The 24457-nt window shown below is 51.1% G+C and carries 19 protein-coding genes; 16 read left to right on the top strand and 3 right to left on the bottom strand.

Going from position 1 to position 24457, the window contains the following annotated elements; genetic code table 11:
- Window positions 1–111: 111 nt before the first annotated feature.
- The 6 genes from hisS to nrfA all read left to right on the top strand — a co-directional run bounded on the left by hisS (window position 112) and on the right by nrfA (window position 7483).
- Window positions 112–1386: a histidine--tRNA ligase gene (gene hisS / locus ACFOE0_RS10975; RefSeq protein WP_115137968.1), complete on the top strand. Its 1275-nt coding sequence runs from the start codon at window positions 112–114 to the stop codon at window positions 1384–1386.
- A 27-nt stretch (window positions 1387–1413) separates the two neighbouring features.
- The gene (locus ACFOE0_RS10970; protein WP_115137847.1) at window positions 1414–2043 is read left to right on the top strand and encodes a tetratricopeptide repeat protein; all 630 of its coding nucleotides are present in this window, start codon (window positions 1414–1416) and stop codon (window positions 2041–2043) included.
- Between the two features lie 10 nt (window positions 2044–2053).
- Window positions 2054–3241: an outer membrane protein assembly factor BamB gene (gene bamB, locus ACFOE0_RS10965; RefSeq protein ID WP_248935897.1), complete on the top strand. Its 1188-nt coding sequence runs from the start codon at window positions 2054–2056 to the stop codon at window positions 3239–3241.
- A 68-nt stretch (window positions 3242–3309) separates the two neighbouring features.
- Complete coding sequence (der, locus tag ACFOE0_RS10960) at window positions 3310–4776, top strand: ribosome biogenesis GTPase Der (RefSeq protein ID WP_248935896.1); 1467 nt, start codon at window positions 3310–3312, stop codon at window positions 4774–4776.
- Window positions 4777–4977: 201 nt separating this feature from the next.
- The gene (locus tag ACFOE0_RS10955) at window positions 4978–5850 is read left to right on the top strand and encodes a DUF2927 domain-containing protein (protein ID WP_248935895.1); all 873 of its coding nucleotides are present in this window, start codon (window positions 4978–4980) and stop codon (window positions 5848–5850) included.
- 253 nt (window positions 5851–6103) lie between these two features.
- Complete coding sequence (gene nrfA / locus ACFOE0_RS10950; RefSeq protein ID WP_248935894.1) at window positions 6104–7483, top strand: ammonia-forming cytochrome c nitrite reductase; 1380 nt, start codon at window positions 6104–6106, stop codon at window positions 7481–7483.
- A 62-nt stretch (window positions 7484–7545) separates the two neighbouring features.
- Here the strand turns inward: nrfA and ACFOE0_RS10945 are convergent, their stop codons facing one another.
- Window positions 7546–8364, bottom strand: coding sequence for an SDR family NAD(P)-dependent oxidoreductase (locus tag ACFOE0_RS10945; RefSeq protein ID WP_248935893.1), 819 nt, complete (start codon window positions 8362–8364; stop codon window positions 7546–7548).
- Window positions 8365–8583: 219 nt separating this feature from the next.
- Between ACFOE0_RS10945 and ACFOE0_RS10940 the strand changes: the two genes are divergently transcribed.
- Window positions 8584–9210: an NAD(P)H-dependent oxidoreductase gene (locus ACFOE0_RS10940; protein ID WP_248935892.1), complete on the top strand. Its 627-nt coding sequence runs from the start codon at window positions 8584–8586 to the stop codon at window positions 9208–9210.
- Window positions 9207–11132, top strand: a complete 1926-nt coding sequence (locus ACFOE0_RS10935; RefSeq protein ID WP_248935891.1) for a monovalent cation:proton antiporter-2 (CPA2) family protein — start codon at window positions 9207–9209, stop codon at window positions 11130–11132. The genes ACFOE0_RS10940 and ACFOE0_RS10935 overlap by 4 nt, the downstream gene beginning before the upstream one ends.
- 44 nt (window positions 11133–11176) lie before the next feature.
- Here the strand turns inward: ACFOE0_RS10935 and ACFOE0_RS10930 are convergent, their stop codons facing one another.
- Window positions 11177–11668: a peptidylprolyl isomerase gene (locus ACFOE0_RS10930; RefSeq protein WP_115137969.1), complete on the bottom strand. Its 492-nt coding sequence runs from the start codon at window positions 11666–11668 to the stop codon at window positions 11177–11179.
- Window positions 11669–11761: 93 nt separating this feature from the next.
- Between ACFOE0_RS10930 and cyaB the strand changes: the two genes are divergently transcribed.
- From cyaB to ACFOE0_RS10890, 8 genes are all read left to right on the top strand, one after another.
- Window positions 11762–12313: a class IV adenylate cyclase gene (cyaB, locus tag ACFOE0_RS10925; protein ID WP_248935890.1), complete on the top strand. Its 552-nt coding sequence runs from the start codon at window positions 11762–11764 to the stop codon at window positions 12311–12313.
- Between the two features lie 202 nt (window positions 12314–12515).
- On the top strand, window positions 12516–12989 hold the full coding sequence (locus ACFOE0_RS10920) for a GNAT family N-acetyltransferase (RefSeq protein ID WP_248935889.1): 474 nt from the start codon (window positions 12516–12518) through the stop codon (window positions 12987–12989).
- A gap of 82 nt (window positions 12990–13071) precedes the next feature.
- Window positions 13072–16230 (top strand): HD domain-containing phosphohydrolase, encoded by a 3159-nt coding sequence (locus ACFOE0_RS10915; protein ID WP_248935888.1) that lies wholly within the window; start codon window positions 13072–13074, stop codon window positions 16228–16230.
- Window positions 16231–16433: 203 nt separating this feature from the next.
- Entirely contained in the window at window positions 16434–18593 is a 2160-nt protein-coding gene (locus ACFOE0_RS10910) for a S8 family peptidase (protein ID WP_248935887.1), read from the top strand.
- Between the two features lie 218 nt (window positions 18594–18811).
- On the top strand, window positions 18812–19759 hold the full coding sequence (locus tag ACFOE0_RS10905) for a DUF6708 domain-containing protein (protein ID WP_248935886.1): 948 nt from the start codon (window positions 18812–18814) through the stop codon (window positions 19757–19759).
- A 185-nt stretch (window positions 19760–19944) separates the two neighbouring features.
- The gene (locus ACFOE0_RS10900) at window positions 19945–20769 is read left to right on the top strand and encodes a LytTR family DNA-binding domain-containing protein (protein WP_248935885.1); all 825 of its coding nucleotides are present in this window, start codon (window positions 19945–19947) and stop codon (window positions 20767–20769) included.
- A gap of 86 nt (window positions 20770–20855) precedes the next feature.
- The gene (locus ACFOE0_RS10895; protein ID WP_248935883.1) at window positions 20856–21443 is read left to right on the top strand and encodes a cytochrome b; all 588 of its coding nucleotides are present in this window, start codon (window positions 20856–20858) and stop codon (window positions 21441–21443) included.
- A 25-nt stretch (window positions 21444–21468) separates the two neighbouring features.
- Window positions 21469–22071: a dioxygenase family protein gene (locus ACFOE0_RS10890; protein ID WP_248935882.1), complete on the top strand. Its 603-nt coding sequence runs from the start codon at window positions 21469–21471 to the stop codon at window positions 22069–22071.
- 170 nt (window positions 22072–22241) lie between these two features.
- On the opposite strand, the gene cadA is transcribed toward ACFOE0_RS10890, so the two are convergent.
- The gene (cadA, locus tag ACFOE0_RS10885) at window positions 22242–24377 is read right to left on the bottom strand and encodes a lysine decarboxylase (protein ID WP_248935881.1); all 2136 of its coding nucleotides are present in this window, start codon (window positions 24375–24377) and stop codon (window positions 22242–22244) included.
- Between the last annotated feature and the right edge of the window lie 80 nt (window positions 24378–24457).

The following is a 24457-nucleotide window of genomic DNA, read 5'->3' as shown; positions in this document are numbered from 1 at the left end:
CCCGGCTTTTCATACCCGTTGCTCAAGGATTGCGCGGGTTTTACGTTTAGTATGGAAACGCCTATAATACCGGGCGTTTTTTCTTATTTACCGAACAATCGAGTCGATACAGTGGCAAAACAGATCCAAGCGATTCGCGGAATGAATGACATTCTGCCGACCCAAAGTCCAGTGTGGCAAAAAGTAGAAGCGGTAGTCCGCAGTGCAGTAAGCGCCTACGGTTACAGCGAGATCCGTACGCCAATCGTGGAAAGTACAGACCTTTTCAAGCGTTCTATTGGTGATGTCACCGATATCGTTGAAAAAGAGATGTACACCTTTGAAGATCGCAATGGTGACAGCCTGAGTCTGCGTCCTGAAGGTACAGCGTCTACTGTTCGTGCCGGTAATGAGCACGGCTTGCTGTACAACCAGGAACAGCGTCTGTGGTACATGGGCCCTATGTTCCGCCACGAGCGTCCGCAAAAAGGCCGCTATCGCCAGTTCCACCAGTTTGGTGTGGAAGTTTATGGTATTGGTACTGCTGACGCTGATGCTGAAGTCCTGATGCTGTCCAACCGTTTGTGGAAAGAGCTGGGCCTGACCGAACACGTCACGCTGGAGCTGAACACTCTGGGTGATAACCACGAGCGTGCCGAATACCGTGATGCCCTGGTGGCATTTCTGGAGCAGCACAAAGACAAGCTGGATGAAGATTCTCAGCGTCGCATGTACACCAATCCACTGCGTGTACTGGACAGCAAAGACCCTCAGGTTCAGGCGATTCTGGCCGATGCGCCAGAGCTGATGTCCTTCCTGGGTGAAGAGTCAAAAAATCATTTTAATCAATTATGTGAACTATTGGAGGCCGCAGGCATCCAATACCGTATCAACCCACGCCTGGTTCGCGGTCTGGACTATTACAACCGCACCGTATTTGAGTGGGTAACCGACAGTCTGGGTGCTCAGGGTACGGTACTGGCCGGTGGTCGTTACGATGGTCTGGTAGGACAATTGGGTGGTAAAGACACCCCAGCAGTCGGTTTTGCCATGGGTATCGAGCGTATCGTGCTGCTGGTAGAAACCCTTGAGCTGACTGCAAATGTTGCCGGTGCTGTCGATGTCTATGTGACTGCCATGGGCGACAACTGTCGTATCGAAGCGATTAAAATCGCCGAGGAGTTGCGCAACGCAGTGCCAGGCCTTAAGGTGATGAGCCACTGTGGTGGTGGTAATTTCAAAAAACAGATGAAGCGCGCCGACAAAAGCGGTGCTGCAGTTGCCTTGATTATCGGTGAGAACGAGTTGGCTACCAATCAGATCGCCGTTAAGCCACTGCGCAACAATGACGAACAACAACTGGTTGCCCGTGAAGCGCTGGCAACTGTATTGGCAGAACTGATCTAAGAGTGATCGTAAGAAGGGGACGTGCGAGTGGAAATCTATAGCACAGAAGAACAACAAGTTGATGCTATCAAACAGTTCTGGAAGGATTATGGCACCTCAATCCTGGTAGGTGCAGTAGTAGGTTTGGGCGGCCTGTATGGCTGGAACTACTTCTCAGCTCAAAAAGTGGAAAATGCGGAATCAGCTTCCGTTGCTTTCCAGCAGATCCGTAATCAGAACCCTGATGCGGCGACACTGGCGGGTCAAATTGCCAACTTCGACAAAGCCCATGACCAGAAAGGTTATCAGGCGCTGTTGGATCTGATGCTGGCCAAGCAGGCGGTGGAAGCCGGTGACCTGACCAAGGCCGCTGATGCCCTGACCCAGGTGATTGCAGCCAAGCCAGGCTCTGGCCTGGGTGAAATTGCCACACTGCGTCTGGCTCGTATCCAGGCTCAGGAAGGTCAGATTGGTACCGCTCTGTCTACTCTGGACACAGTAACTGATGCAGCCTTTGCTGCTCAGCGTGATGAATTGAAAGGTGATTTCCTGGTGCGCCAGGGGGAAACTGACAAAGCTCGTACTGCATACCTGGCGGCTAAAGACGCGTTGGCTGCAGAAGGTCAGATGGAAAGCCCTGCACTGCAGATGAAGATAGATAATCTGAACAAGGCATAAGGAACAGCCAATGAAGTCCTGGTGTAAATCCCTGCTGGCGGCGAGCCTGAGCATGGCCCTGTTGTCGGCCTGCTCATCGTCTGACAGCATCGAAGAACCTATCGCAGAGCTGCAGGAAATCAACGCCACTGTATTCCCTGAAATCAGTTGGCAGGCTCAGGTTGGCGATGGGGTAGGTGAATACTATTCCCAACTGCAACCCGCGGTACGTTATGGCAAAATTTTTGCCGCTGATCGCGACGGTGTGATTGAAGCATTCGACGAGAAAACCGGTGAAAAGGTTTGGGAGCGGGACTTCAGTGAAGCATTCCGTGACGGCGTACTGGCTAAAAACAAAGGTGCCCGTCTCGCTGGTGGTCTGACTGCAGCCCGTAACAAGCTGTTTGTTGGCAGTGAAAGTGGTGTGCTGGCGGCGCTGAACGTAGAAACCGGTGAACTTGAGTGGCATGCGCTGACTAAAGGTGAGTTGCTGTCTGCCCCCACTGTGGCTGATGACATAGTGGTGGTAAATACAGGTTCCGGTCAGCTGGAAGCTTTTGACGTCGAGACGGGTGAGTCCCTGTGGACTTACGAAGCCCTGATGCCAAGTCTGACCCTGCGTGGTACAGGCAGTGCAGCGTTTGAAGCCGGTGGTTTCTTTGTGGGGACTCCGGATGGCAAGGTGGCGGTTATCATCAAGGATAATGGTCAACCGGCATGGGAGCAGGCTATCTACACACCAAAAGGCGGTAATGAGTTCGCCCGTATGGCTGATGTGGATATGACCCCACTGATTATCGGTGATACCCTGTACGCGGTGAGCTATAACGGCAATCTGGTGGCGATGGAACTCCGCACTGGCCGTATTATGTGGTCCCGCAAATACTCCAGCTTTAACGATTTGGCGTCTTCAGGCTTCAGCCTGTTTCTGGTGGATGACCACAGCCGAATTTACTCTGTGGATCGTCGCAACGGCCTGGAGCAGTGGAGCAACAGTGAACTGACCAATCGCAGTCTGACTGCACCCGTGGTGTTCAACGATTACATCGTCGTGGGTGACTATGAAGGTTACCTGCACTTTATCGACCGCAGCAATGGTCAAATTGCCGGTCGTTTACAGATTGACAGCAAGGGCTTGTTCAGCGCGCCGATAGTGGCGGATGGCAAGCTTTATGTGCAAGGCCGCAGCGGTGAAGTTGTGGCAGTGACACTTCCTTAAGTAAGGCTAAAACCTTATAGAGCCCCTGGAAGTGCTTCCGGGGGCTTTTTATTGAAAAGAGGCAAAACATGATCCCAGTAGTGGCCCTGGTGGGTCGCCCCAACGTGGGGAAATCTACCCTGTTTAACCGACTCACCCGCACCCGTGATGCGCTGGTGGCTGACTACCCTGGTCTGACCCGGGACCGTAAATACGGCCGGGCATTTTTGTCAGGTTACGAGTTTATCGTAGTTGACACAGGTGGTATTGACGGTACTGAAGAGGGTATCGAAACCAAAATGGCTGAGCAGTCTTTGGCTGCGATTGAAGAAGCGGACGTAGTGCTGTTTCTGTGTGACGCCCGCGCCGGTCTGACCGCCGCTGATATGGCGATTGCCCAGCACCTGCGCAGCCGTGAAAAGACCACTTTTGTGGTCGCCAACAAGGTTGATGGTATCGACGCTGACTCTGCCTGTGCTGAATTCTGGTCTCTGGGCCTGGGCGAAGTGTACCAGATGGCTGCGGCTCAGGGCCGTGGTGTCACCAACATGATTGAATACGCGTTGGCACCTTATGCCGAGGCGCTGGGTGTCAATCGCGACGGCGAGGAAGAAGAAGCTACCGACCTGCGTGAGTACACTGAAGAAGAGGCCGAAGCTGAACAGGCGCGTCTGCAGGCGCAACCTATTAAGCTGGCCATTATCGGTAAGCCAAACGTGGGTAAATCCACATTGACCAACCGTATTCTGGGTGAAGAGCGTGTGGTGGTATACGATGCGCCGGGGACGACTCGTGACTCCATCTATATCCCAATGGAGCGTGACGGTCAGGACTATGTGATTATCGATACTGCCGGTGTGCGTCGTCGCTCCAAGGTGTATGAAGCGGTAGAGAAATTCTCCGTGATTAAAACCCTGAAAGCGGTAGAAGATGCCAACGTGGTACTGCTGGTTATCGACGCCCGTGAAGGTATTGCTGAGCAGGACCTGGGCCTGCTTGGGTTTGTGCTGAACGCAGGTCGTGCACTGGTTATCGCCGTCAACAAGTGGGATGGTATTGATCAGGGTGTGAAAGATCGCGTTAAGAGCGAACTGGACCGTCGTCTGGGCTTTATCGATTTTGCCCGTATTCACTTTATCTCTGCGCTGCATGGCACAGGTGTTGGTCACCTGTTCGAGTCCATCGAAGAAGCTTACGAAAGTGCCACCCGTCGTGTGGGCACCTCTATGCTGACCCGTATCATGCAGATGGCGCAGGATGATCACCAGCCCCCGCTGATCAATGGTCGTCGAGTGAAGCTGAAGTACGCTCACGCCGGTGGTTATAACCCACCAATCGTGGTGGTACATGGTAACCAGGTGAGCAAACTGCCAGACTCCTACAAGCGTTATATGATGAACTACTTCCGTAAGTCTCTGAAGGTTGTCGGTACGCCAATTCAGCTGCGCTTCCAGGAGGGTGATAACCCGTTTGAAGGTAAGACGGAGAAACTGACCCTGAGTCAGGAACGTCGTCGTAAGCGTATGATGGCACACATCAAAAATAAAAAGGGCTAATCGGCTCTGAGCAGAAAAGGAACCCAATTGGGTTCCTTTTTGTTTTTCGTGACCCGTCCTGAATACAGTTGACACTTTCCAGACTTCTTTTTGGAGAGTGTTAATCCCCAGGTCTGTGCATGCTACAGTTAAAGCAATCGGAATCATTCGAAATGGAGCCTTGGTTCCTGGACAACAGGGCTGATACCGAAGGAACAAAACATGAAGCCTGAAGCAGACAGATTAAAGGACAATCTAGCTCGCGCTTATCCAGCGGATAGCGGGGCGGCTCAGGCTGTCAGCTGTCATTCCTCTGGGGCCTACCACCTCCTTGGTTATCTTGCCGCTGGCTTGTTGTTGATCATGCTGGCTATGCCGGTTTCTGCCGAGTGGAGCGATAATGCCTATGTATCCAAGGCGTTCAATCTTATTGCCCTGAATAATGAATATGATGACCACGAGTATCCGGTCCGCAAATGGCACAGGCCCATTCGTGTCTGGCTGGACCACAGAGTCGGGGATGAGGAGCTGCATACCAAGCTGGTGCAGATGCAGATGATGCATCTGGGAGATATTACCGGCCATGACATAGGAATGGCAGACAGTGAGCAGAGTGCCAATGTCAGGGTGCTTTTCACCAGACAGGCCACCTGGCAAGCGGAAACCCGTGAGCTTATTGGACCCTCAGGTGGCAGCCTGCCTTTTTACGGCACTGTGTGCATGGGTCATCTGTGGATGACAAGGCAATCGGAGATCCGCCATGCTCTGATAGTCATCCCGGTGGATCAGGCTCGCATGCACGGTAAACTCCTGTCCTGCGTAGTGGAAGAGTTCTCTCAGGCGATGGGCTTACCCAATGACTCTGAGCAGGTGTTTCCCTCCATCTTTAACGATGCCTCCAAAAATAATCTGTTGACCCCTCTGGATGTGACCTTATTGCGTTTGTTGTATCTGCCCGAGATATCCGCCGGGATGGAAGGCAGTAAGGTGATGCCGCTGTTACGCAGCTGGCTGGAGTCCAATCCTGACTGGTCGCAGCAGGCGGTAGAGCTTTCACTGAGCTCGGCATTTCGCCGTGAACTTGGATTGAACTGAATTTTCTGCGACTTTTGATTTACTCAGGTTTTATCTCTAATTCACTGTTTTTAATGATTTTATAAAACGCATTAAAAATGTGTGTATTTCCCTTGGCATCCCGCCAGCGATTGGTTAGTTTCTATATTAGTTGTTCAAAATGTAATACCAACTGCCAAATGAAATTGGTATCAGTTGCACCGACTCCTGGGAGCTAACTATCCCGGGGGCAGTTGTGGTGCAGAGTCTGCTTATTTCTGATGAGGAAATCACTATGCGACCCGCAACGCAATTGCTGACAGCTGTGCTGGCACTTGGCGTTAGCCTGCCTGTCTTTGCCAAAGATAACCCTGCAAATAACGTCCAATATGAAAGTAAATTCCCCAATCAGTACAAGACCTGGAAACAAACCGGTGAGAGTGAAGCTCTTGACGATGCGCTGGGAGGCGATCCCAATTTGGTGATCCTGTGGGCGGGGTATGGTTTTGCCAAAGATTACAATGCGCCCCGTGGCCACCTTTATGCAGTAACAGATGTCCGCACCACATTAAGAACCGGTGCGCCCATGAAGGAAGATGAAGGCCCGATGCCCATGGCTTGCTGGAGCTGTAAAAGCCCGGATGTAGCCCGTTTGATTAAAGGTGAGGGCGAGGCTGAATATTTCCAGGGTAAGTGGGCCAAAGGTGGACCTGAGATCACCAACAGTATCGGTTGTACCGACTGCCACGTGGCGGGCACAGCTAAGCTGAGGGTCAGTCGTCCTTTTGCCGAACGAGCTTTTGAAACCATAGGCACGCCTTTTGCTGAAGCTGACAGAACGGAACAGCAAAATATGGTCTGTGGCCAGTGCCATGTTGAGTACTATTTTGAGAAAACCGCAGATCGTCCCAATTGGGTGAAGTTCCCGTGGGATATGGGTACCTCGGTTGATGAGATTGAAGTCTATTTTGACAGTATTAACTTCAGCGACTGGACGCACAAACTGTCTCGTGCGCCTATGCTGAAGGCTCAGCACCCGGGGTATGAAACCACCAAGCTGGGTGCCCATGGCCGCAATGGTGTTTCCTGCACCTACTGCCACATGCCCAGAGTGCAGAATGAAAAGGGCAAATGGTTTACCAGCCATAAAGTCGGTAACCCTCTGGACCAATTCTCTGATACCTGTGAACGATGCCATACCCAGAGTAAAGAGTACTTTGTGGAGCAGATGAAAACGCAAAAAGCCCGTGTTGCCGAGCTGAAGAAAGAAGCTGAAGCTCAGCTGGTTAACGCGCACTTTGAAGCTGCTGCGGCATGGGAAGCCGGTGCCACCGAGGCGCAAATGGCCCCTGCACTCAAAGATATTAGACACGCCCAATGGCGCTGGGATTTCGCTATCGCCTCCCACGGTGTGGCGGCACATGCCCCTCAGGAAGCCTTGCGCATCCTTGGTACGGCGATCAATAAAGCGGCGGATGCCAGGGTGAAACTGGTGCGTATTCTCGCTGAAAATGGGGTGACACAAACGGTCGCCTTGCCGGATATATCGACCAAAGCCAAGGCTCAGGCGGTACTGGGAATGGATATGGACAAGATGAATGCCGACAAAGCTATATTTATGGAGGAGGTGGTTCCTGTTTGGGAAGCTGACTACAAGGCCAATAATGGCGGCTAAATCGCTACTTTAAAACATAGAAAAGCTGAGGTTTGCCTCAGCTTTTTTATGTTTGTTCCAGTTCAGCTACTAAAGGGCTGTAATCCCAGCATCTTATCCATCGTCTGGATCAGGCTTTCCGTTTGAGCTTCATCCAGCGCTGCCGGGTGAGGCGGGGTAAACTTGCCTGAATCATTGTCAAAGTATTTGCCACTGGCATCGGCAAAGCTGGCATCCAGACCGGCTTTAATCAGGATATTGGCACCTATGCTGATGTCGTTACCGGCCACACCAAAGCCATCTTTGACCATTTTGCTGGCCAGCAGGGAGCCGGGGTTGACTGCGATAATGGCAGGTCCTCGGTCGCCCAGTTGCCTGGCCAAAACACGACTCCAGGCGGTAATTGCCAGCTTACTTTGGGCATAGGTGGCAAAATCATCAGCAAGGTGCACCTTGCCCTGCAACGCGTCCAACTGCACCGGTGCCTGAGCGGCGGAGGATAGGTTAACAACCCGGCCGTCAGCCGACATTAAAGGCAGCAGTGCCCGGGTTAACAACCAGGGTGCCAGCGTGTTCACCACAAAGCGCACATCTAAACCTGCCTGGTTGATTGCTGCAGGCGTTTTAAAGACACCTGCGTTGTTGATAATCACATCCAGGTGGGCAACCTGAGCCTTTACCGCGTCTGCCAGTTTGCTGACCTCATCAAGTGAGGAAAGGTCAGCCTCCAGGGCGGTAACATTGGTGTCAGGATAAGCTTCCGCCAGCGCTTGTGTAACACTGGCCAACTTATTCGGATTGCGACCATGGATAAGTAGTTGGTGCCCCTGAGCGGCCAGCAGCCTGGCTGTCGCCAAACCTATACCATCTGTCGCACCGGTTAACAGTATTACTTTGCTCATATTGCCTCCCATTTATCTTGTCAGCATCACACTGGTTGAAGTGATGGTCAGTCCTGGGCTGTATTGCCGACGCGGCAAGAGCCAGTATTCAGGCCATCACATCTAAGGTATTGCGTTTTTATAAAGTGGTAACCAAAAATCAACCGCTTGAAGATTATCCTGCAGCATATTAGTTTGGTTTTGAAATTCAGAACAAAACAATAAGGAAGCCGGAATTCCATGGCAGAAAAATCCGTACTCTTGCTATACGCCCATCCTTCTCCCCACAGGAGTGAAATTAATCAGCCCATGTTTGAGGCTGCGTGCCGTGTTAATGGTGTCACCGCAATAGACCTGTATGGGGAATACCCCAGGTTGAATATCGACATTGACCGGGAGCAGCAAAGGCTGGTTGACCATGATGTGGTGATCTTTCAGTTTCCGCTTTACTGGTACTCCACTCCGTCAATTTTGAAGGAGTGGCAGGATCTGGTGCTTGAATACAATTTTGCCTACGGCTCTGAAGGCACGGCGCTTCATGGCAAACGCTTTCTGTGCGCCCTGACCGCGGGCGCTGGCGAGGAAGCCTATCACACCGACGGTTACAATCATTTTCCCCTCAACGAGTTACTCAGACCTCTTGAGCAGACCGCCAATCTTACCGGAATGGAATGGTTGCCTCCCTTCGTACTGTTCGGTGCCCGAACCGCAGCCGATGATGGCCGATTGGATGTCCATCGCAGCCAGTGGCAGAGCCTGCTGGAACAATTGACCAGTGGTTCGCTGGCCCCCGGGGATCTGGGTGAGTTTTGTACCTTGAATCAATATCTGGAAGGGACCCAAAGTACCGGAGGGGAGGTGCTATGACTGAGTACTTTTTACAGGCGTTTATCTATCTGGTTGCCGCCGTTATCACAGTGCCCATTGCCAAACGTCTTGGCCTCGGTTCTGTATTGGGATATCTGATTGCCGGTGTTGTTATTGGGCCGGTCACCGGTTTGGTGGGCGATGAAACCAATACTATTCAACACTTCGCCGAATTTGGTGTGGTGATGATGCTGTTTCTGGTGGGGCTGGAGCTGGAGCCCAAGGTGTTATGGGAGATGCGCAACCGACTGATAGGCCTGGGTGGGTTACAGGTATCTATTACTACGGTTGCTATTGGCGCTATTGCATTGGCTCTGGGACAAGTGTGGTCTGTGAGCCTGGCTATCGGTCTTATCTTTGCTTTGTCATCCACTGCCATTGTGCTGCAAACCTTCAGTGAGAAAGGGGTATCCAAAACAGAAGGGGCCCAGAATGCCTTCTCGGTACTGCTGTTTCAGGATATCGCAGTGATCCCCATGCTCGCCTTTATTCCTTTGCTGGCACTGCCGGAGCTGGTTGAGGCGGCTCAGGCATTGGCTCAATCCGCCGACCATCATGAAAGTATGAGTCTGGTGGCTGGATTGCCGGGATGGGCGTATGCCCTGGTGATTATTGGTGCCATTACCGGATTGGTGGTGGGCGGTCACTTCCTTACCCGTCCTTTGCTGACGTTTGTTGCCAGCTCGGGTCTCAGGGAGATATTTACGGCAACGGCGCTGATGCTGGTGGTAGGTATTGCAGCCTTAATGAGTCTGGTAGGGCTTTCACCGGCACTGGGAACCTTCCTGGCTGGTGTGGTACTGGCCAATAGTGAGTTCAGACACGAGCTTGAATCCAACATTGAGCCTTTCAAAGGTTTGTTACTCGGTCTCTTCTTTATCACAGTTGGCGCTGGCATTAACTTTGGCATTCTGTCCGATAACCTGTGGGTCATCCTCGGACTGACGCTGGGAGTGATGGCCCTCAAGGGAGTGGTGCTCTACTTTTTGGCGCGACTGTTCAAAATCAGTGGCAGTGACCGCTGGCTGTTTACCCTGAGTCTGGCCCAGGCCGGTGAATTTGGCTTTGTGCTGCTGAGCTTCTCGGTACAAAACCATGTGCTGCCCACACAGCTGGCGCAAACCCTGTCACTGGTGGTCGCGTTGTCCATGTTGCTGACACCGGCTCTGTTTATTCTGTATGACAAGGTGATATTGCCCAGATTTGAAGACAGGTCGAATGAGGGACAGCCGGATGAGATTGAGGAGATGGGAACCGTCATCATTGCCGGTATGGGCCGCTTTGGTCAGATAGTTAACCGTATGCTGGTGGGCATAGGGGTAAACACTGTGGTACTTGATTATCAGGCGGGGCAGGTAGATAACCTGCGCAAAATCAATACCCGGGCCTATTTTGGTGATGCAACCAAGCCAGATCTGCTGCACACCGCTGGCATTGCTGAGTGTGAGTTATTGGTGGTGGCCATCGACAATCAGGATGCTGCCGTGGAGCTGGTAGAGTATGTGAAACACACCTACCCCAATGTAGCTGTTCTGGCGCGGGCATTCGACCGTGGCCACGGTTATCGGCTCAGGCAGGCAGGGGCTGATGTTATCCAGTCTGAGACCTATTGCAGCGCCCTTGAAATTGGCACTGCTGCCATGCGCAAACTGGGTTGCCATCCGTTTCTGGCAGAGCAGCAGAAAAACAGTTTCAAGCGCATTGATGCCGAACAATCAGATGCCTTGTATCAGGCATGGCTGGCGGACACTGAAGAGGGCGAAAGGTTCGATACCCATTACAGGGATCTGTTTATGCAGTTGGAAGAGCAGATTAAAACCGCCATGAATACCGACCGTGTCGACAGGCATTCACTCTCTGACCGCGGCTGGACGCCACCACCCAAAGGTTATACGGATGCGCTGAAAGATAAAGAGGACTGAATAATCACGAAAAAGGCGGGGTAACCTGCCTTTTACTGTGTGGACTATTTGATAGTCACTTTCTCGACGATAACCGCGTCTTTGGGTACATCGTCATGGCCAAACTTAGAGCCGGTTTTTACCCTGGCAATAGCGTTTACCACATCCATCCCCGCAGTGACCTTACCGAATACACAATAGCCCCAACCACGGTTGGTGGTGGCAAAGTGATCCAGAAAGTCATTGTCTTCCAGGTTGATAAAGAACTGAGCAGTGGCTGAGTGTGGCGCATCGGTGCGGGCCATGGCGATAGAGCCTGTGACATTTTTCAGACCACGGTTGGCTTCGTTGACGATAGGCTCGCGGGTGTCCTTTTCGCGCATTTCCGGGGTAAAGCCGCCGCCCTGGATCATAAAGCCATCGATAACACGGTGGAAAATGGTGTTGTCGTAGAAGCCATCTTCACAGTACTTAAGGAAGTTTTTGGCCGTTACCGGGGTGGTTTCCATATCCAGCTCAATTTCAATATCGCCGAAGTTAGTGGAAAAGATAATCATGTGAATCACTCGCGAGATTTTTCAGGAGGCACAGTATACTCCCTGATGTCAGAATCACCCAATAGAGTGGGATTTTCCGGGTTGGATAACGCATTGAACACAGAACATTTTAAAGGCAGCTTTGAAGTCGAGCTAAAGTACAGATTAGACGATAAAAAGACATTTCTTGAGTACCTGAATCAACAGGCCTTTGAGGTGATGTTTGAAGATAACCTTGAGCTGGACACCTTCTATGATACAGCCGATCGCCAATTGGCCCGTGCAGGGAAACTGCTTTGTATCAGGGAACTGCAACCTTCAGGTGTGATGATCTGGTTTCTCAAAGGGCCTGAACCGGAACGTTGCGAATCAACCAATATCAATGATGCAGGCGCCGCCAAAGCCATGTTGTTGAGTATGGGGTACAGTGAAGTTGCTCGCTCAACCAAGCACAGAAGCGTGTATTTCGTCGATAAGTTCCATATTACCCTGGACCGACTGGATAACATCGGCTGGTTTGCTGAGTTCGCCGTGATGACGGATGACGAGACCCTGGCTCCTGCACTGACGTCAGAGCTGGAATGTCTGGCCGCCAGGTTTGGCCTGACAGAGCAATACCGAGAGTATCAATCCTATCGCGAACTGCTGGGGGTTGAGTTCAGCTGATCGCAGACCTCAGTTGATTGGAGAGCAAACCTCACCTCAGTAAGTCGATTCATTGCAGAGACAGAGACAGAACCAAAGCAGGGCAGGGGCTCATTATCTTGGTGCAATGGCACCTTACTTCAGGCGCTAATCTGCCGTTTCAGTGGCTTGTCGGGCGGGCATGATAATTGCGACAGCTCTGATTTTGATATCGGAGCCCCCTGTGAAAATTGTATTGGACAACGTCACTCATCCTGAAGTCATCGCCTTACTGAACGAACATCTGCAGGATATGCACTCCAACTCGCCTCCTGATGCCGTACATGCATTGAATGTCAGCCGTTTGCAGTCCGCCGATGTGCGTTTCTTCTCTTTATGGTGTGGTGGAAAGCTCGCCGCCTGTGGTGCCCTGAAACGTCTGGATGGGGATAGAGGGGAGCTCAAATCAATGCGCAGTGCCAATGGATTTCGCGGCAAAGGGTATGGCCGCAAACTACTCAGATTTTTAATTCAGGACGCCCGGGCCGGAGGTATGACAGATCTGTATCTGGAGACAGGTAATGCGCCTTTGTTCGATGCGGCTAAGTCCCTGTACCTCAGCGAAGGCTTTCAATTCTGCGGGCCCTTCGCGGACTACGAAGAAAATGCATTCAGCAGCTTTATGAGGCTGCCCCTTAATGAAAACACCTTAGTATGAAATTTACTCTTATTGGCTGGTGGCATAATGGAACTAAAGGTATGATTCCCCTGAATTAAAGCAGCTCAAAAGGGACTTTGACGTGCAGCAAAAAGGGAAGAAACGAGTCACCATCAGGGTCGCAGTCGGGGCCATGTTTGTCATAGTGACCAGTCTGACAGCGCTGATAGCGGTATCCCTGCAATATTACTTTGCCCGGGAAAGTGAGTTGGACCATGCTCTGAACAAGTATCGCCAGATAGCTGGTACGGTAACAGAGCAGCTGGCTCAACTCGACTTTATCGCCATGCATACTACCCGCCAGGCTGCCCAAATCATTAAGGTGTTGGGCGATGTTGAGCCGGGAAAACCCCTGCTGGAATCCTTCGCTCAGGCGCTGCAAACCAATGATGGTCTCTACAGCATCTATGTGGCGGGAGATGATGACAGCTTCTTTCAGCTTATCAGCCTTGCTTCTCCCGCTATCAGGGATAAGGTGCATGCCCATGGCTCTGACAGATGGTTGTTGATTGTTCATCAGGGGGCGCAGGGCGAGCGCACCAAAGACAGTTTTTACTACGACGCGGACTTTTCCCTTCGCACCCGGCAAACCGAAGCCAGCACCTACTATCCATCCCAGCGTAACTGGTTTATTAAAGCCGGGGTGGACAGGATTCATAAAACTGCCCCCTATCTGTTTCACAACCTGAAGGTCACTGGGCAGAGCTACGCCATGCGCCTGAACAGCGAATTTGTACTGGGTGTTGACGTAACCCTTGCTGCCATAGAATCGAGATTGGCGAGCAGTGTGGTGTCTGACTCAGTCGATGCGGATACAGAGGCATTTCTGTTTCTTGACGATGGCAGGTTAATTGCGACCAATCAGGAGGTGGATATCAGCGATGATCTGCCGCTGGTGGAACCCATGGCGCTGTCGGCTGACGAATGGGCCCTGGTTAACAGCACGCCGCCGCTTAGAGTCTCCAATCAGGATGATTACGAGCCGATGGACTTCTCCATTTCAGGCACGCCATATGGTTACACCATGGATGTATTCAAAATTGTGGCAGACATGACCGGGCTGAAGTTTGACTATGCCAATGGCCGCAGTTGGAATGAGCTGACACAGGATTACCAGGCCGGGAAACTGGATATTCTGCACGCCATCGCCCAGCAGAGTGAACGCCGCTTCCCCGGAATATATGGTGAGCCCCTGTATCAGGTGTCCTATGGTGTGTTGTCTATGTCCGGCAGTCAACAGGCGTCTGACCTGGCCGGGTTGGAGGGACGTAAAGTCGGTATTCTTAAAGGCTGGAGCATTATCGATACCCTCAAAGCGCACCACCCGGATATTGAACTCGTTATTTATGACTCTATTCATCAGGCCATGGCGGATGTGCAGGCTGGCAAGATATATGGCTTGCTGGATCTGACCCCTGTGTTGGCTCACAAGGCCAAGCAGAAGTTTTATACCGGCCTTAAAGTCACCGAGTTGGATGAAGACCTGCTGCCAGGGAATTTCCTGTATGCCATGGGAGAGCAGCATCAAGAGTTGGTAGAGATTATCAACAGAGCTTTGCAGGCGATAACCCCGGCGCAGCGCGCTGCGCTCCATGACAAATGGCTGAGACCGACAGAGAGATTTACCCATTACACCCATGTTCCCTATGAGCTGATCCTGGATTACGCCGCGGCAGAAAATGCAGGTACGCAGATGCATAAGGTTGAGATTAACGGCCTGACTCAGTATCTGTATGTTTCCGCCCTGTCCCGGGGGCAGGGAGAGTTTCTGGCGGTGCTGGTGCCCAGCTCTGTCATCATGGCGACGGTTAACCAGCGAATAATTTACTTTATTGTGTTTTCCCTGCTGATTCTGGGCATGCTGTTGCCGCTGTCCTGGCTGTTTGGTAACCCCATCTCCACTCCCATCAATGCCCTCAGGCGCCAGACCCACAAGATTGAAGAGCGCAGATATGCTGATGTCAAAGTGATAGACAGTCATATCAAAGAGGTGTTTGAGCTGTCCCGGGATATTCGCAGTATGGCGGACTCAATTGCTGCTCATCAGCAGGCCCAGGATGAGTTTATTGAAACTATTATCCGTATCATCGCCAACGCCATCGATGAAAAGTCTCCCTACACCGCCGGGCACTGTAACCGGGTGCCAGAGTTGGGCATGATGTTGGCGAAAGCCGCTGAGCGCGACAATACGGGGGCATTCAGGGCGTTTGCGTTTAACTCTGAGGATGAACGACGGGAGTTTCGAATCGCTGCCTGGCTGCACGATTGCGGCAAGATCACCACGCCGGAATATATTGTCGATAAGGGCAGCAAACTGGAGACCAACTACAACCGTATCCACGAAATCCGCACCCGTTTTGAAGTCCTGTGGCGGGATGCCGAGATTGCCGCATTGAAGCAACAGCTGCAGGGGCAGGATGAGCAAAGTGTGACGGCTGAATTGGCCCGGAAGCAGCAGGCGTTGCAGCAGGAGTTTGCCTTTATCGCCAGGGCCAATGTGGGCAGCGAGTTTATGTCTGATGATGATATCGCCAGAGTTAAGACGATTGGCGCGCAGCAGTGGGTTCGTCATTTTGACAACAGACTGGGGCTCGGCCCGCTGGAGGAGGAAAGATATCCGCAAACCCAGGTGCCTGCGATGGAGCCACTGCTGGCTGATAAACCCGAGCATATTATTGAGCGGGAGCGGCCGATGGAGCTGGATCCTGTGCTGGGCATCAATATGCATATTCCTGAGCACCAGTATAACCATGGTGAGCTCTATAACCTGTGCATTAAGCGCGGCACCCTGACCGCCGAAGACAGATTTAAGATTAATGAGCACATGATCAGTGGTATCAAGATGTTGGAGGAGATCCCTTTCCCACCAGAACTGGCCAGGGTACCCAGATACGCCTCCACTCACCATGAAACCCTGAGGGGAGATGGATATCCCAGAAAGCTCAACGGCGCGCAATTGTCAGTACCTGAACGCATTCTGGTACTGGCGGATATCTTCGAGGCCCTGACAGCATCAGATCGACCTTACAAAAAGGCCAAGCCCCTGAGTGTGGCGGTGGATATTCTGCACAAAATGGCGCTGGATAAGCATCTGGATATCGAAGTATTCAACCTGTTCCTCTCCAGCGGTGTGTATCTGGATTATGCCCGGGCCTTCCTGCCTGAAGCTCAGATTGACACAGTCGATATTGGCAAATATCTCGACGGTAGCACTGAGGTGGAGTTGCCCAGAGCCGGTTGATGTTATCTCAGTAAAGCTTATTAATCAGGCAGAGGTGAATCTCTGCCTGATTTTTAAGATATTGATAGTTATCTGATTAATTGTTTTTCTTTCCCGCTTTTACCCTTGTTCGCCAGTCATTGTCCCAGACTCCGGCCCCTGTGAGTGCTTAGTATCCGCTTGGCGTCATCAGACGCAAAGATTCACTCACAGTAAGGATACCCATGATGAAATCTATCTATTCACAAATTGCCGGAGCGTCACTGCTGACTCTGCTGGCCTCCCAGGCTCAGGCCGCTGAGCAAAAACAGCCAACAGTATCACTGCAGGACACGCCCATCAGTTTCAGCCTTGATGAAAGCTATGCAGGTGAGAGTCGTGCCTATACCGCTTACCTCAATGGCAAGGCGATATCGGCAGATGAGTTGATGGCCCAACTGGAGAGGTTTGGACCAATACATGGCAATCAGCTTGAGCTGACTCTGGACCGTGACAGCCGCACTATGGTCGAAGGGCAGGCAAGCTTTGATGGCCGGCACTTTACTCTCAGTGGCATCAATCGCGAATTAAGCAAAGCCAGATATGAATGGAACGCCTGCCTGAACGGATATTCAGGTCGCAGTGAGCTTCAGGTCTGTCTGGGCTCGGCGTTGGTCCCCGACCGTTATCTGATTGCCGTCAGCAAAGAGGTATCAGCGGATGAGCTGGCGCAAATGGCAAGGGGCACTGCTGAGCGCTACGGTGCCCGTGTGGACGCTGTGTACGAGTCTGTATTCCATGGTTTTGCACTGCAGATAGACAAAGACAAGCTGGCGGAGCTAAAGCAGGAACGCTGGGTGAGTGATGTCTACGCCGATGGACTGGCCTATACCCATACAATTCAAAACCCTGTGCCGTCATGGGGAATGGACAGAGTTGATGAGCGTCCCCTCAATCTGGATAACCGTTTTACCTACCAGCAAACAGCAACAGGTCAGGATGTGTACGTGATTGACTCAGGGCTTAATGCGGCTCACCTGGACTTTACCGGCAGAGTGGGCGTCGGTGCCAGCTTTGTGGGGGGCAGTGCCAATACCGACTGTATCGGCCATGGTACCCATGTGGCGGGTACTGTACTGGGCACCCGACATGGTCTGGCCAAGGGCGCGACTGTGCACCCCGTAAGAGTATTTGGCTGTACCGGCAGTTCGGCGACCTCAACCATTGTCGCCGGGGTTAACTGGGTAACGGCCAATGCCGGTGGCCAGGGGGTGGCCAATATGAGTTTGGGTGGCGGCGCCAATACCGCCATGGACAATGCGGTACAAAACTCCATTAATTCAGGGGTGACCTATGTGGTTTCTGCCGGTAACTCCAATGCCAATGCGTGCTCATACTCTCCGGCGCGGGTGAACGATGCCATTACCGTAGGTTCAACCACCATCAATGACAAACGTTCCAACTTCTCCAACAAGGGCTCCTGTGTGGATCTGTTTGCGCCGGGCTCTGACATCACCTCGGCCTGGCATACAGGCAGCAATGCCACCAACTCCATCAGCGGTACCTCTATGGCTGCGCCACATGTAGCAGGCATTGCCGCGCTGATGCGGGCTGAAGATCCCGCTGCCACACCGGCTGATATTATGCTGAGAGTGATTTCCGACGCGACGGTTGGGGTACTGTCCAGCATTGGCAGTGGTTCGCCCAATCTGCTGGCGTTCTGGAAGAATCCTTGTACCGATCCTGTGGCCATGCACGATGGCTCCAGCCTGATGCCCTGGTTTGATGGTGCCAACTGTTATGTGATGCCAGTACCGTCAGGTGCCGATCCCTTTATCTGGTCGGGTAACTACTATGTCGAAGCCAAGTTGATGGATTGTCCGCTGGGCAGCTATGACGGTGCAAACTGCTATGTGATGACCAAGCCGGAGACAGGGTTTATCTATGCCAACAACTTCTATCATCAGTACGATGACTGTTCCGTGGGCAGTGATGATTCAGCCAACTGCTATATCGCATCGGCACCTGGCGGTACCAGTGCATTTGAGTGGGGCGGCAACTTCTACACTACCGCATTGCCGGGTAATGTATGTCCTCTGGGAACCTATGATGGCGCCAACTGCTATGTGATGACCAAGCCAGCCGGTGGTTTTATTTATGCCAATAACTTTTACACCACCTATGATGCCTGCACATCTGGCACTGACGATGGTGCCAATTGCTACCTGGCGTCAGCACCGGCAGGTACCACTGCCTTTGAGTACGATGGTAACTTTTACACCACACCTACCGGCGCGCCAACTTGTCCCGCTGGAAGCTACGATGGTGCCAACTGCTATATAGGCACAGCGCCTGCGGGTTCCAGCCCATTTATCTGGGGGGGTAACTTCTACTATGGCGATTGATCTCCTTGCCTAGGCTCAGGCCCGGCAGTCATGCCGGGCTTTTGCGGTTAAGAGGCCTGAACCATCAAGTTAGTAGCTTTGCACTATGTCCTGCTGCAGCCGGGTTCAATATCCTGTGTCACTGGATTTCAGCGTCAGTTTGTCAGCTAAGGTTAGAACTGAGCAGAAGCAGAGCCGACAGGAGCAGTGGCGGAAGTATGGCATTCAGGATTAATAAAGTGTCCGACGATCTTTGGATTGGGGCTGAGCAACACGGTTACGCGCCGCAGTTCAGAAATACCAAAGCAATAAGAGGGGTTGGATTCAGCACAGGTTTCGGAACCAGCCATATGATGGAGGATATTCTCAGTCCTCCCCCCAGGAAACTCGAGCTTGAACAAGAGGAAGGTGCCTGTGAGGTGTCTTACTATTTGCACTCTGCCGGGACCTACGGTGACTTTATCGATATGAGGGTCAACAGTGTCCATTGCAGGCAAACCCTGACCCGCTTTTCCCAGTTCTTTCTGTTTCCCATGATGCTATTTGTTTATCTGGTTATCAGATTGGGCCGTGACGATACTCCCTGGTTGTACTTGTCGCCGGCAGAAGCCTGGTTGTTTGGCGCCTGTTTGTTGCTGGTTTTGATTGATGTGTGCCGACCTATCAGAAACCCGGTTCGCTTTCATCATAACAACCGGGAGGTTTATGTCTTCCACAAGAAGGCGCTGTATCGTATTCCCTGGAAGTATTGTCATATCGCCTTGATGTACGCGCCTCACCATATTGGCCAGGGATCCTTTACCGATGCCTATAACCTGAATCTTTGGCTTTACCCGGACTATTGCGTTAACGGCAAATGTGGCTCTCAGCCGGTGGCGTTGAACCTGTGCATGTGTGTGGGCGATCCTGAGAGTGCCTATGACTACTGGGAATTTGTCCGGCGTTTTATGGAAGAGGGGCCGGATAGCCTGCAACACGCCAATGAACAGAAAGCCTGGGTGTTAAAGATCCCCCATTCCGACTGGAGCCCAAAAGCGAAGATAATAGGTTGGCTCCTGTCTCCTTTGTTTTATTGCCTTTTGCCCTTTATTTCACCTTCCCAGTTTGCCACTCGTTTTAATCCCATCAGAGACAGGTGGCCGCCAGAGGTTCATCAATGGACTGGAAGAAAGGTGAGTGGCTATTAGCGGTTTTATTGAGGCTCATTGCTGAACATTGGTGTCTGCTATAGTGGTCATTAAGCTGTGGCAATAAGATGGAAAACCTCACTTTGCTGCCGCGAATAATCATGAACACAGGACGGGCAATGTGTCTGTTGGCTGGGGATCATTGCACTTAATCGTGCCTGCCTCAGTCGCGGGACAAGACGATAATGATGAGTATTGGGCAGCATCTTAGATCTTTGTTAGAACACAGATTGTGGCGGTTATCTGCTGTCGTCTGTGTCCTGATCGTCGCTCTGGCGATATTCCAGGATTATCTGCATGCCACCCGCAATGGCTCTTCTTTCTTTATTCTGGAGTCTTTGCTGTTCAAAGTATTCTGGATGTTGTTTCCTCCAATGCTGCTGGCATTAAAGGTTATGCTGCAAAAGAGACCTGCAAATACCTTAGTGAAAATGTCTCTTACTGTCATTGTATCAACAGTTATACACCTGCTTTTAATGGCACTGACCATATGGCTTTTATCATCCATATTTCGTGAACAAAATTATGGATTCTTTAAAGTGCTGACTTACAGTCTCGCTAATGATCTTGTTGTTGCAATATTAACCTATGGCTTGTTTGTATGGTTATTGAGGTACTTTGAATTGCACAGGCAAGAACAATATGTTGTCAATGAGTCACCTTTATCTCCTGAATACCTCGTTATCCAATCAGGTAAGCTGAACGTCAAGATTAATCTGGCTGACATTGTTTCGATTAAATCTGCAACGCCCTATGTCACTGTCTATACGGAAGACAAAGATTACCTATATACAGAGACCTTAAAGTCAATCATGAATAAATTGGATGATCGATTTGTCAGAGTGCATAGATCAAGCATTGTAAACATGGATAAAGTGCTGATGGTTAAGTCGAGGCTAAATGGTGACTATGATCTGTTTCTGAAAGATGGGTCTGAAACCCGACTCAGCAGAAACTATGTCAGCGAATTTAAAACCAGGTTTGAGTCATCTCATCAGGTTAATCAGTAAACTCATCGTCTTAAACCACTGAGCCTTGACCAGCAAGGGCTTAGGCTGGACTGTGGGGCAAAACCTAACTTGAGTCCCATAGCGTCATGCAGATTAAAAACACCGATAAGTCCTATGGCACAATTGCCAAGTGGCTGCATTGGACCACAGCGATATTGTTGCTGGCTTCCTATTCATCTATTTACTACCGCAATTGGTTTGCTGAAAGTGACCCTGAAAAGTGGGCGGCTAATCAAATTCATTTTTCTGTTGGTATCACCATATTAGTGATAGTCACTTTTCGTATTATCTGGCGTCGGTTAAACCCCTTGCCAATCCCTGAGCCTGGCAGCCCGATTGAGCATGTGTGTGCGCGTGCAATGCATTTTATTTTGTATATATCCATAATTGTTATGCCTGTTACCGGATACTTATCAATTGCCAGCTATTTGTCCAGTGGCAGAGGTGTCATTGAGTATTTCTTTCTATTTGATATAGAGGCTTTTAAAAATATCGAGGAAATTAACCTGCTTGGTATAACAGTGGAGCAGTTGGAGGAGCCTGCAGAGCTAATTCATTATGTTTTGGGAGAGTGGATTTTGTGGGTGTTAATTAGTGGTCACATATTGGCTGCGCTATACCACCACTTTATCAAAAAAGATAACACCTTATATAAGATGACGTTTGACAAATAATAGAAGATTCCAACAGGAGATTATTATGGCTGAAATTAAATTGCTGGCTTGTGTTTTGTTATTTGGATGGGGGAGTATCTCAGCACAGGAGCAAGTTCCGGTTATTGGTGGTCCGTGTCAGGGATGTGAGTTGGTGTTTGTGGATATGCCTACTTCGCTGACAAACCGGGGGATAATCGCATCGGCTGGGGAGCCAGGCAGTGCACTGGTCGTTAATGGCAGGGTACACAGGGCCGATGGCAGCCCGGCCCGGGGCATCATAGTGTATGCCTATCAAACTGATGCCAGCGGCGCTTACCCCAAAGGCTCGACTCAGCACGGCAGCCTGCGGGGCTGGGCGAAAACCGATGCAGATGGACGTTATCAGCTCGAGACCATACGCCCGGCTGCTTACGCAGGGCGTGATGTTCCGCAGCACATCCACATGCATGTTATAGAGCCGGATAAAGGGACTTACTATATTGACGATATTACCTTTGATGATGACCCTTTGCTGACGACAGAGGAAAGAGATAAAGAGCCTTGTCGGGGTGGCTGTGGTATCAGTTATCCGCAGCAGGATGAGCAGGGCGTTTGGCATGTTAGCCGCGATATTCGGTTGGGGAAGAATATACCGGATTACCGATAGTTAAATGAGATAAAAAAAGGCCCGGCAATGGAGACGCTGCCGGGCCTTTTGGTTTTCACACGAGGCGAAATTTTAGAAAGGTTTGAGAACTAACATTGTTTGACCTGAAAAGGTTTGGTCGCGAAGGTGGCGATGCCTTCCCGGCCATTCCTAACGATCAGGTTTAGCTATCAGGCTTTGATAACCTTCACAGTGGCGCTGCCATCTTCGTGCTGGTAAACGCCGTGGATGTCGGTTTCGAAACCTGGGTAGTGCTTGCCGATTTCGCAAAGCATTTCCAGGAAGTCCAGAACCGGACGGGACGCGTCAGTGACCATTTCACCTGGCAGTACCAGAGGTACTCCTGGTGGGTAAGGCAGGATCATGTTGGCACTGATACGGTCAACCATATCGCTCAAAGGCACTTCTTCGATGTTACCGCGCAGCTCTTCCTGCCATGCAGCGTGAGGAGTCAGCTTCATTTCTGGCAGTACGTCGAAGGCTTTGAACATCAGCTCAGGCAGCTTGTACTGGGCAGTCAGTTTGTGGATGCCCAGAGCCAGTTCCTGAATACGCATATCTTTGTAGAAGGAAGGATCTTCTGCGTACAAAGAAGGCAGCATGTTCTTGATGGTCAGGTTCAGGTCGTAACCACGTTTGAACTCAGTCAGGGCACGCAGCAGCTGCATCGCTTTTGGCTTGTCGATACCGATAGAGAACAGGAACAGCATGTTGTATGGACCTGTCTTCTCAACCACGATGCCGTGCTCATCCAGGAACTTGGATACGATAGAAGCTGGGATACCGGTTTCAGCCAGTTCACCGTTTTCAGTCATGCCAGGAGTCAGGATGGTGACCTTGATTGGGTCAAGGTACATATGTTCGTCATCGATGTCCTTGAAGCCGTGCCAGTTGTCTTTAGGATCCAGTTTCCAGCATTCAGTCTTGTCGATGTTTTCTGGCTGCCATACATCGAAGAACCAGGAGTCAGCTTCAGTGCGCAGACGTTTGATCTCTTTACGGAAGCGAATCGCGCGGTCGATTGATTCCTGGATCAGGCGCTTACCACTGTTACCACGCATCATAGCGGCAGAGATCTCGGCGGAGGCCACGATACCGTACTGAGGAGAGGTAGAGGTGTGCATCATAAAGGCTTCGTTGAAAGATTCTTCTTCGATGTCACCTTTAACATGGATCATGGAAGCCTGAGAGAAGGCCGCCAGCAGTTTGTGTGTGGACTGAGTTTCATAGAACACACGACCTGGCATGGCTTCACCGCTCATACCACACTTGCCTTCATAGATAGGGTTGAAGTTAGTGTATGGCACCCAGGCTGAGTCAAAGTGGATGTACTTGGTTTCCAGGGTGTCTTTGATGAACTTGGTGTTGTAGAACAGACCGTCGTATGTGGAGTTGGTCACTACCGCATAGTTAGGCATGGTCGCACCAGGTGTGGCAGCCACTTTCTCAGCGATCACTGACTTGGTGAATTCACTTTGTGGGATACCACCCAAAATACCGTAAGCGTTACGGGTAGGGCGGAAGTAGATTGGGGTCACGTCTGACATCATCATCAGGTGAGTCAGGGATTTGTGACAGTTACGGTCAACCAGCACAGTGCTGCCGGCTGGCGCTGAGTACATACCCACAATCTTGTTGGCGGTGGAAGTACCATTGGTCACGATGTAAGAGCGGTCGGCATTGAAAGTGCGGGCAATATACTCTTCGGCCTCTTTGTGTGGACCTGAGTGGTCCAGCAGCGAACCCAGTTCAGGCATAGAGATAGAGATATCAGCCTTGAAAGTGTTGGCGCCGTAGAAGTCGTAGAAAATACTACCTGCAGGGCTCTTGTTGAATGCGGTACCACTCATATGACCAGGAGTACAGAAGGTGTATTTGCCTTCTTCAGCGTACTTGAACAGGGCTTTGGTCAGTGGAGGCAGGATGGCGTCTTTGTATGCGTCAACCGCTTGTTTGATCTTCACGCTGATATCAGCCGCTGAGCTTAAAGTGTATTCAAAGTAACTGATGTTCAGACGCAGATCAGTCAGGGAAATGTCCAGAGTGGACTGCTCGTTGGCGAAGGTAAACAGAGGCAGCTTTTCGTTCAGGCTGTTGACTGTTTTGCACAGGTCCATTGAGTAGGTATCCCAGTCGAAAATCACGCCGCAGATACGGGCATTGTTTTCAATCAGTTTAATCAGGTCCTGCTCATCCTCTGGGTAGACAACCTGGAAGCCTTTGCTTTCCAGCTGGGCTTGCAGTTCTTTAACAGGCACTTTCTTAAACAGTGCCTCCACATGGTTCATGATAGCGATAATATTCATCTGAATTTCTCCAGGGTGAGTGAGGGCGCCCTCCTATGCAAATGACAGGAAGATAAGAGAGCGCCTATAAAAATTGAGAG

Origin of the sequence: Shewanella submarina, from assembly GCF_042646185.1 — a bacterium.
GTDB lineage: Bacteria > Pseudomonadota > Gammaproteobacteria > Enterobacterales > Shewanellaceae > Shewanella > Shewanella corallii.
The sequence above is the reverse complement of the archived record's forward strand: the minus strand, read 5'-3'. Positions and strand labels throughout refer to the sequence as shown.

Excerpts from the sequence above, each read along its gene's own strand:
- bamB (WP_248935897.1), top strand. The coding sequence starts at position 2,054 with ATGAAGTCCTGGTGTAAATCCCTGCTGGCGGCGAGCCTGAGCATGGCC.
- der (WP_248935896.1), top strand. The coding sequence starts at position 3,310 with ATGATCCCAGTAGTGGCCCTGGTGGGTCGCCCCAACGTGGGGAAATCT.
- ACFOE0_RS10955 (WP_248935895.1), top strand. The coding sequence starts at position 4,978 with ATGAAGCCTGAAGCAGACAGATTAAAGGACAATCTAGCTCGCGCTTAT.
- nrfA (WP_248935894.1), top strand. The coding sequence starts at position 6,104 with ATGCGACCCGCAACGCAATTGCTGACAGCTGTGCTGGCACTTGGCGTT.
- ACFOE0_RS10945 (WP_248935893.1), bottom strand. The coding sequence starts at position 8,364 with ATGAGCAAAGTAATACTGTTAACCGGTGCGACAGATGGTATAGGTTTG.
- ACFOE0_RS10940 (WP_248935892.1), top strand. The coding sequence starts at position 8,584 with ATGGCAGAAAAATCCGTACTCTTGCTATACGCCCATCCTTCTCCCCAC.
- ACFOE0_RS10935 (WP_248935891.1), top strand. The coding sequence starts at position 9,207 with ATGACTGAGTACTTTTTACAGGCGTTTATCTATCTGGTTGCCGCCGTT.
- ACFOE0_RS10930 (WP_115137969.1), bottom strand. The coding sequence starts at position 11,668 with ATGATTATCTTTTCCACTAACTTCGGCGATATTGAAATTGAGCTGGAT.
- ACFOE0_RS10910 (WP_248935887.1), top strand. The coding sequence starts at position 16,434 with ATGATGAAATCTATCTATTCACAAATTGCCGGAGCGTCACTGCTGACT.
- ACFOE0_RS10900 (WP_248935885.1), top strand. The coding sequence starts at position 19,945 with ATGATGAGTATTGGGCAGCATCTTAGATCTTTGTTAGAACACAGATTG.
- ACFOE0_RS10895 (WP_248935883.1), top strand. The coding sequence starts at position 20,856 with ATGCAGATTAAAAACACCGATAAGTCCTATGGCACAATTGCCAAGTGG.
- ACFOE0_RS10890 (WP_248935882.1), top strand. The coding sequence starts at position 21,469 with ATGGCTGAAATTAAATTGCTGGCTTGTGTTTTGTTATTTGGATGGGGG.
- cadA (WP_248935881.1), bottom strand. The coding sequence starts at position 24,377 with ATGAATATTATCGCTATCATGAACCATGTGGAGGCACTGTTTAAGAAA.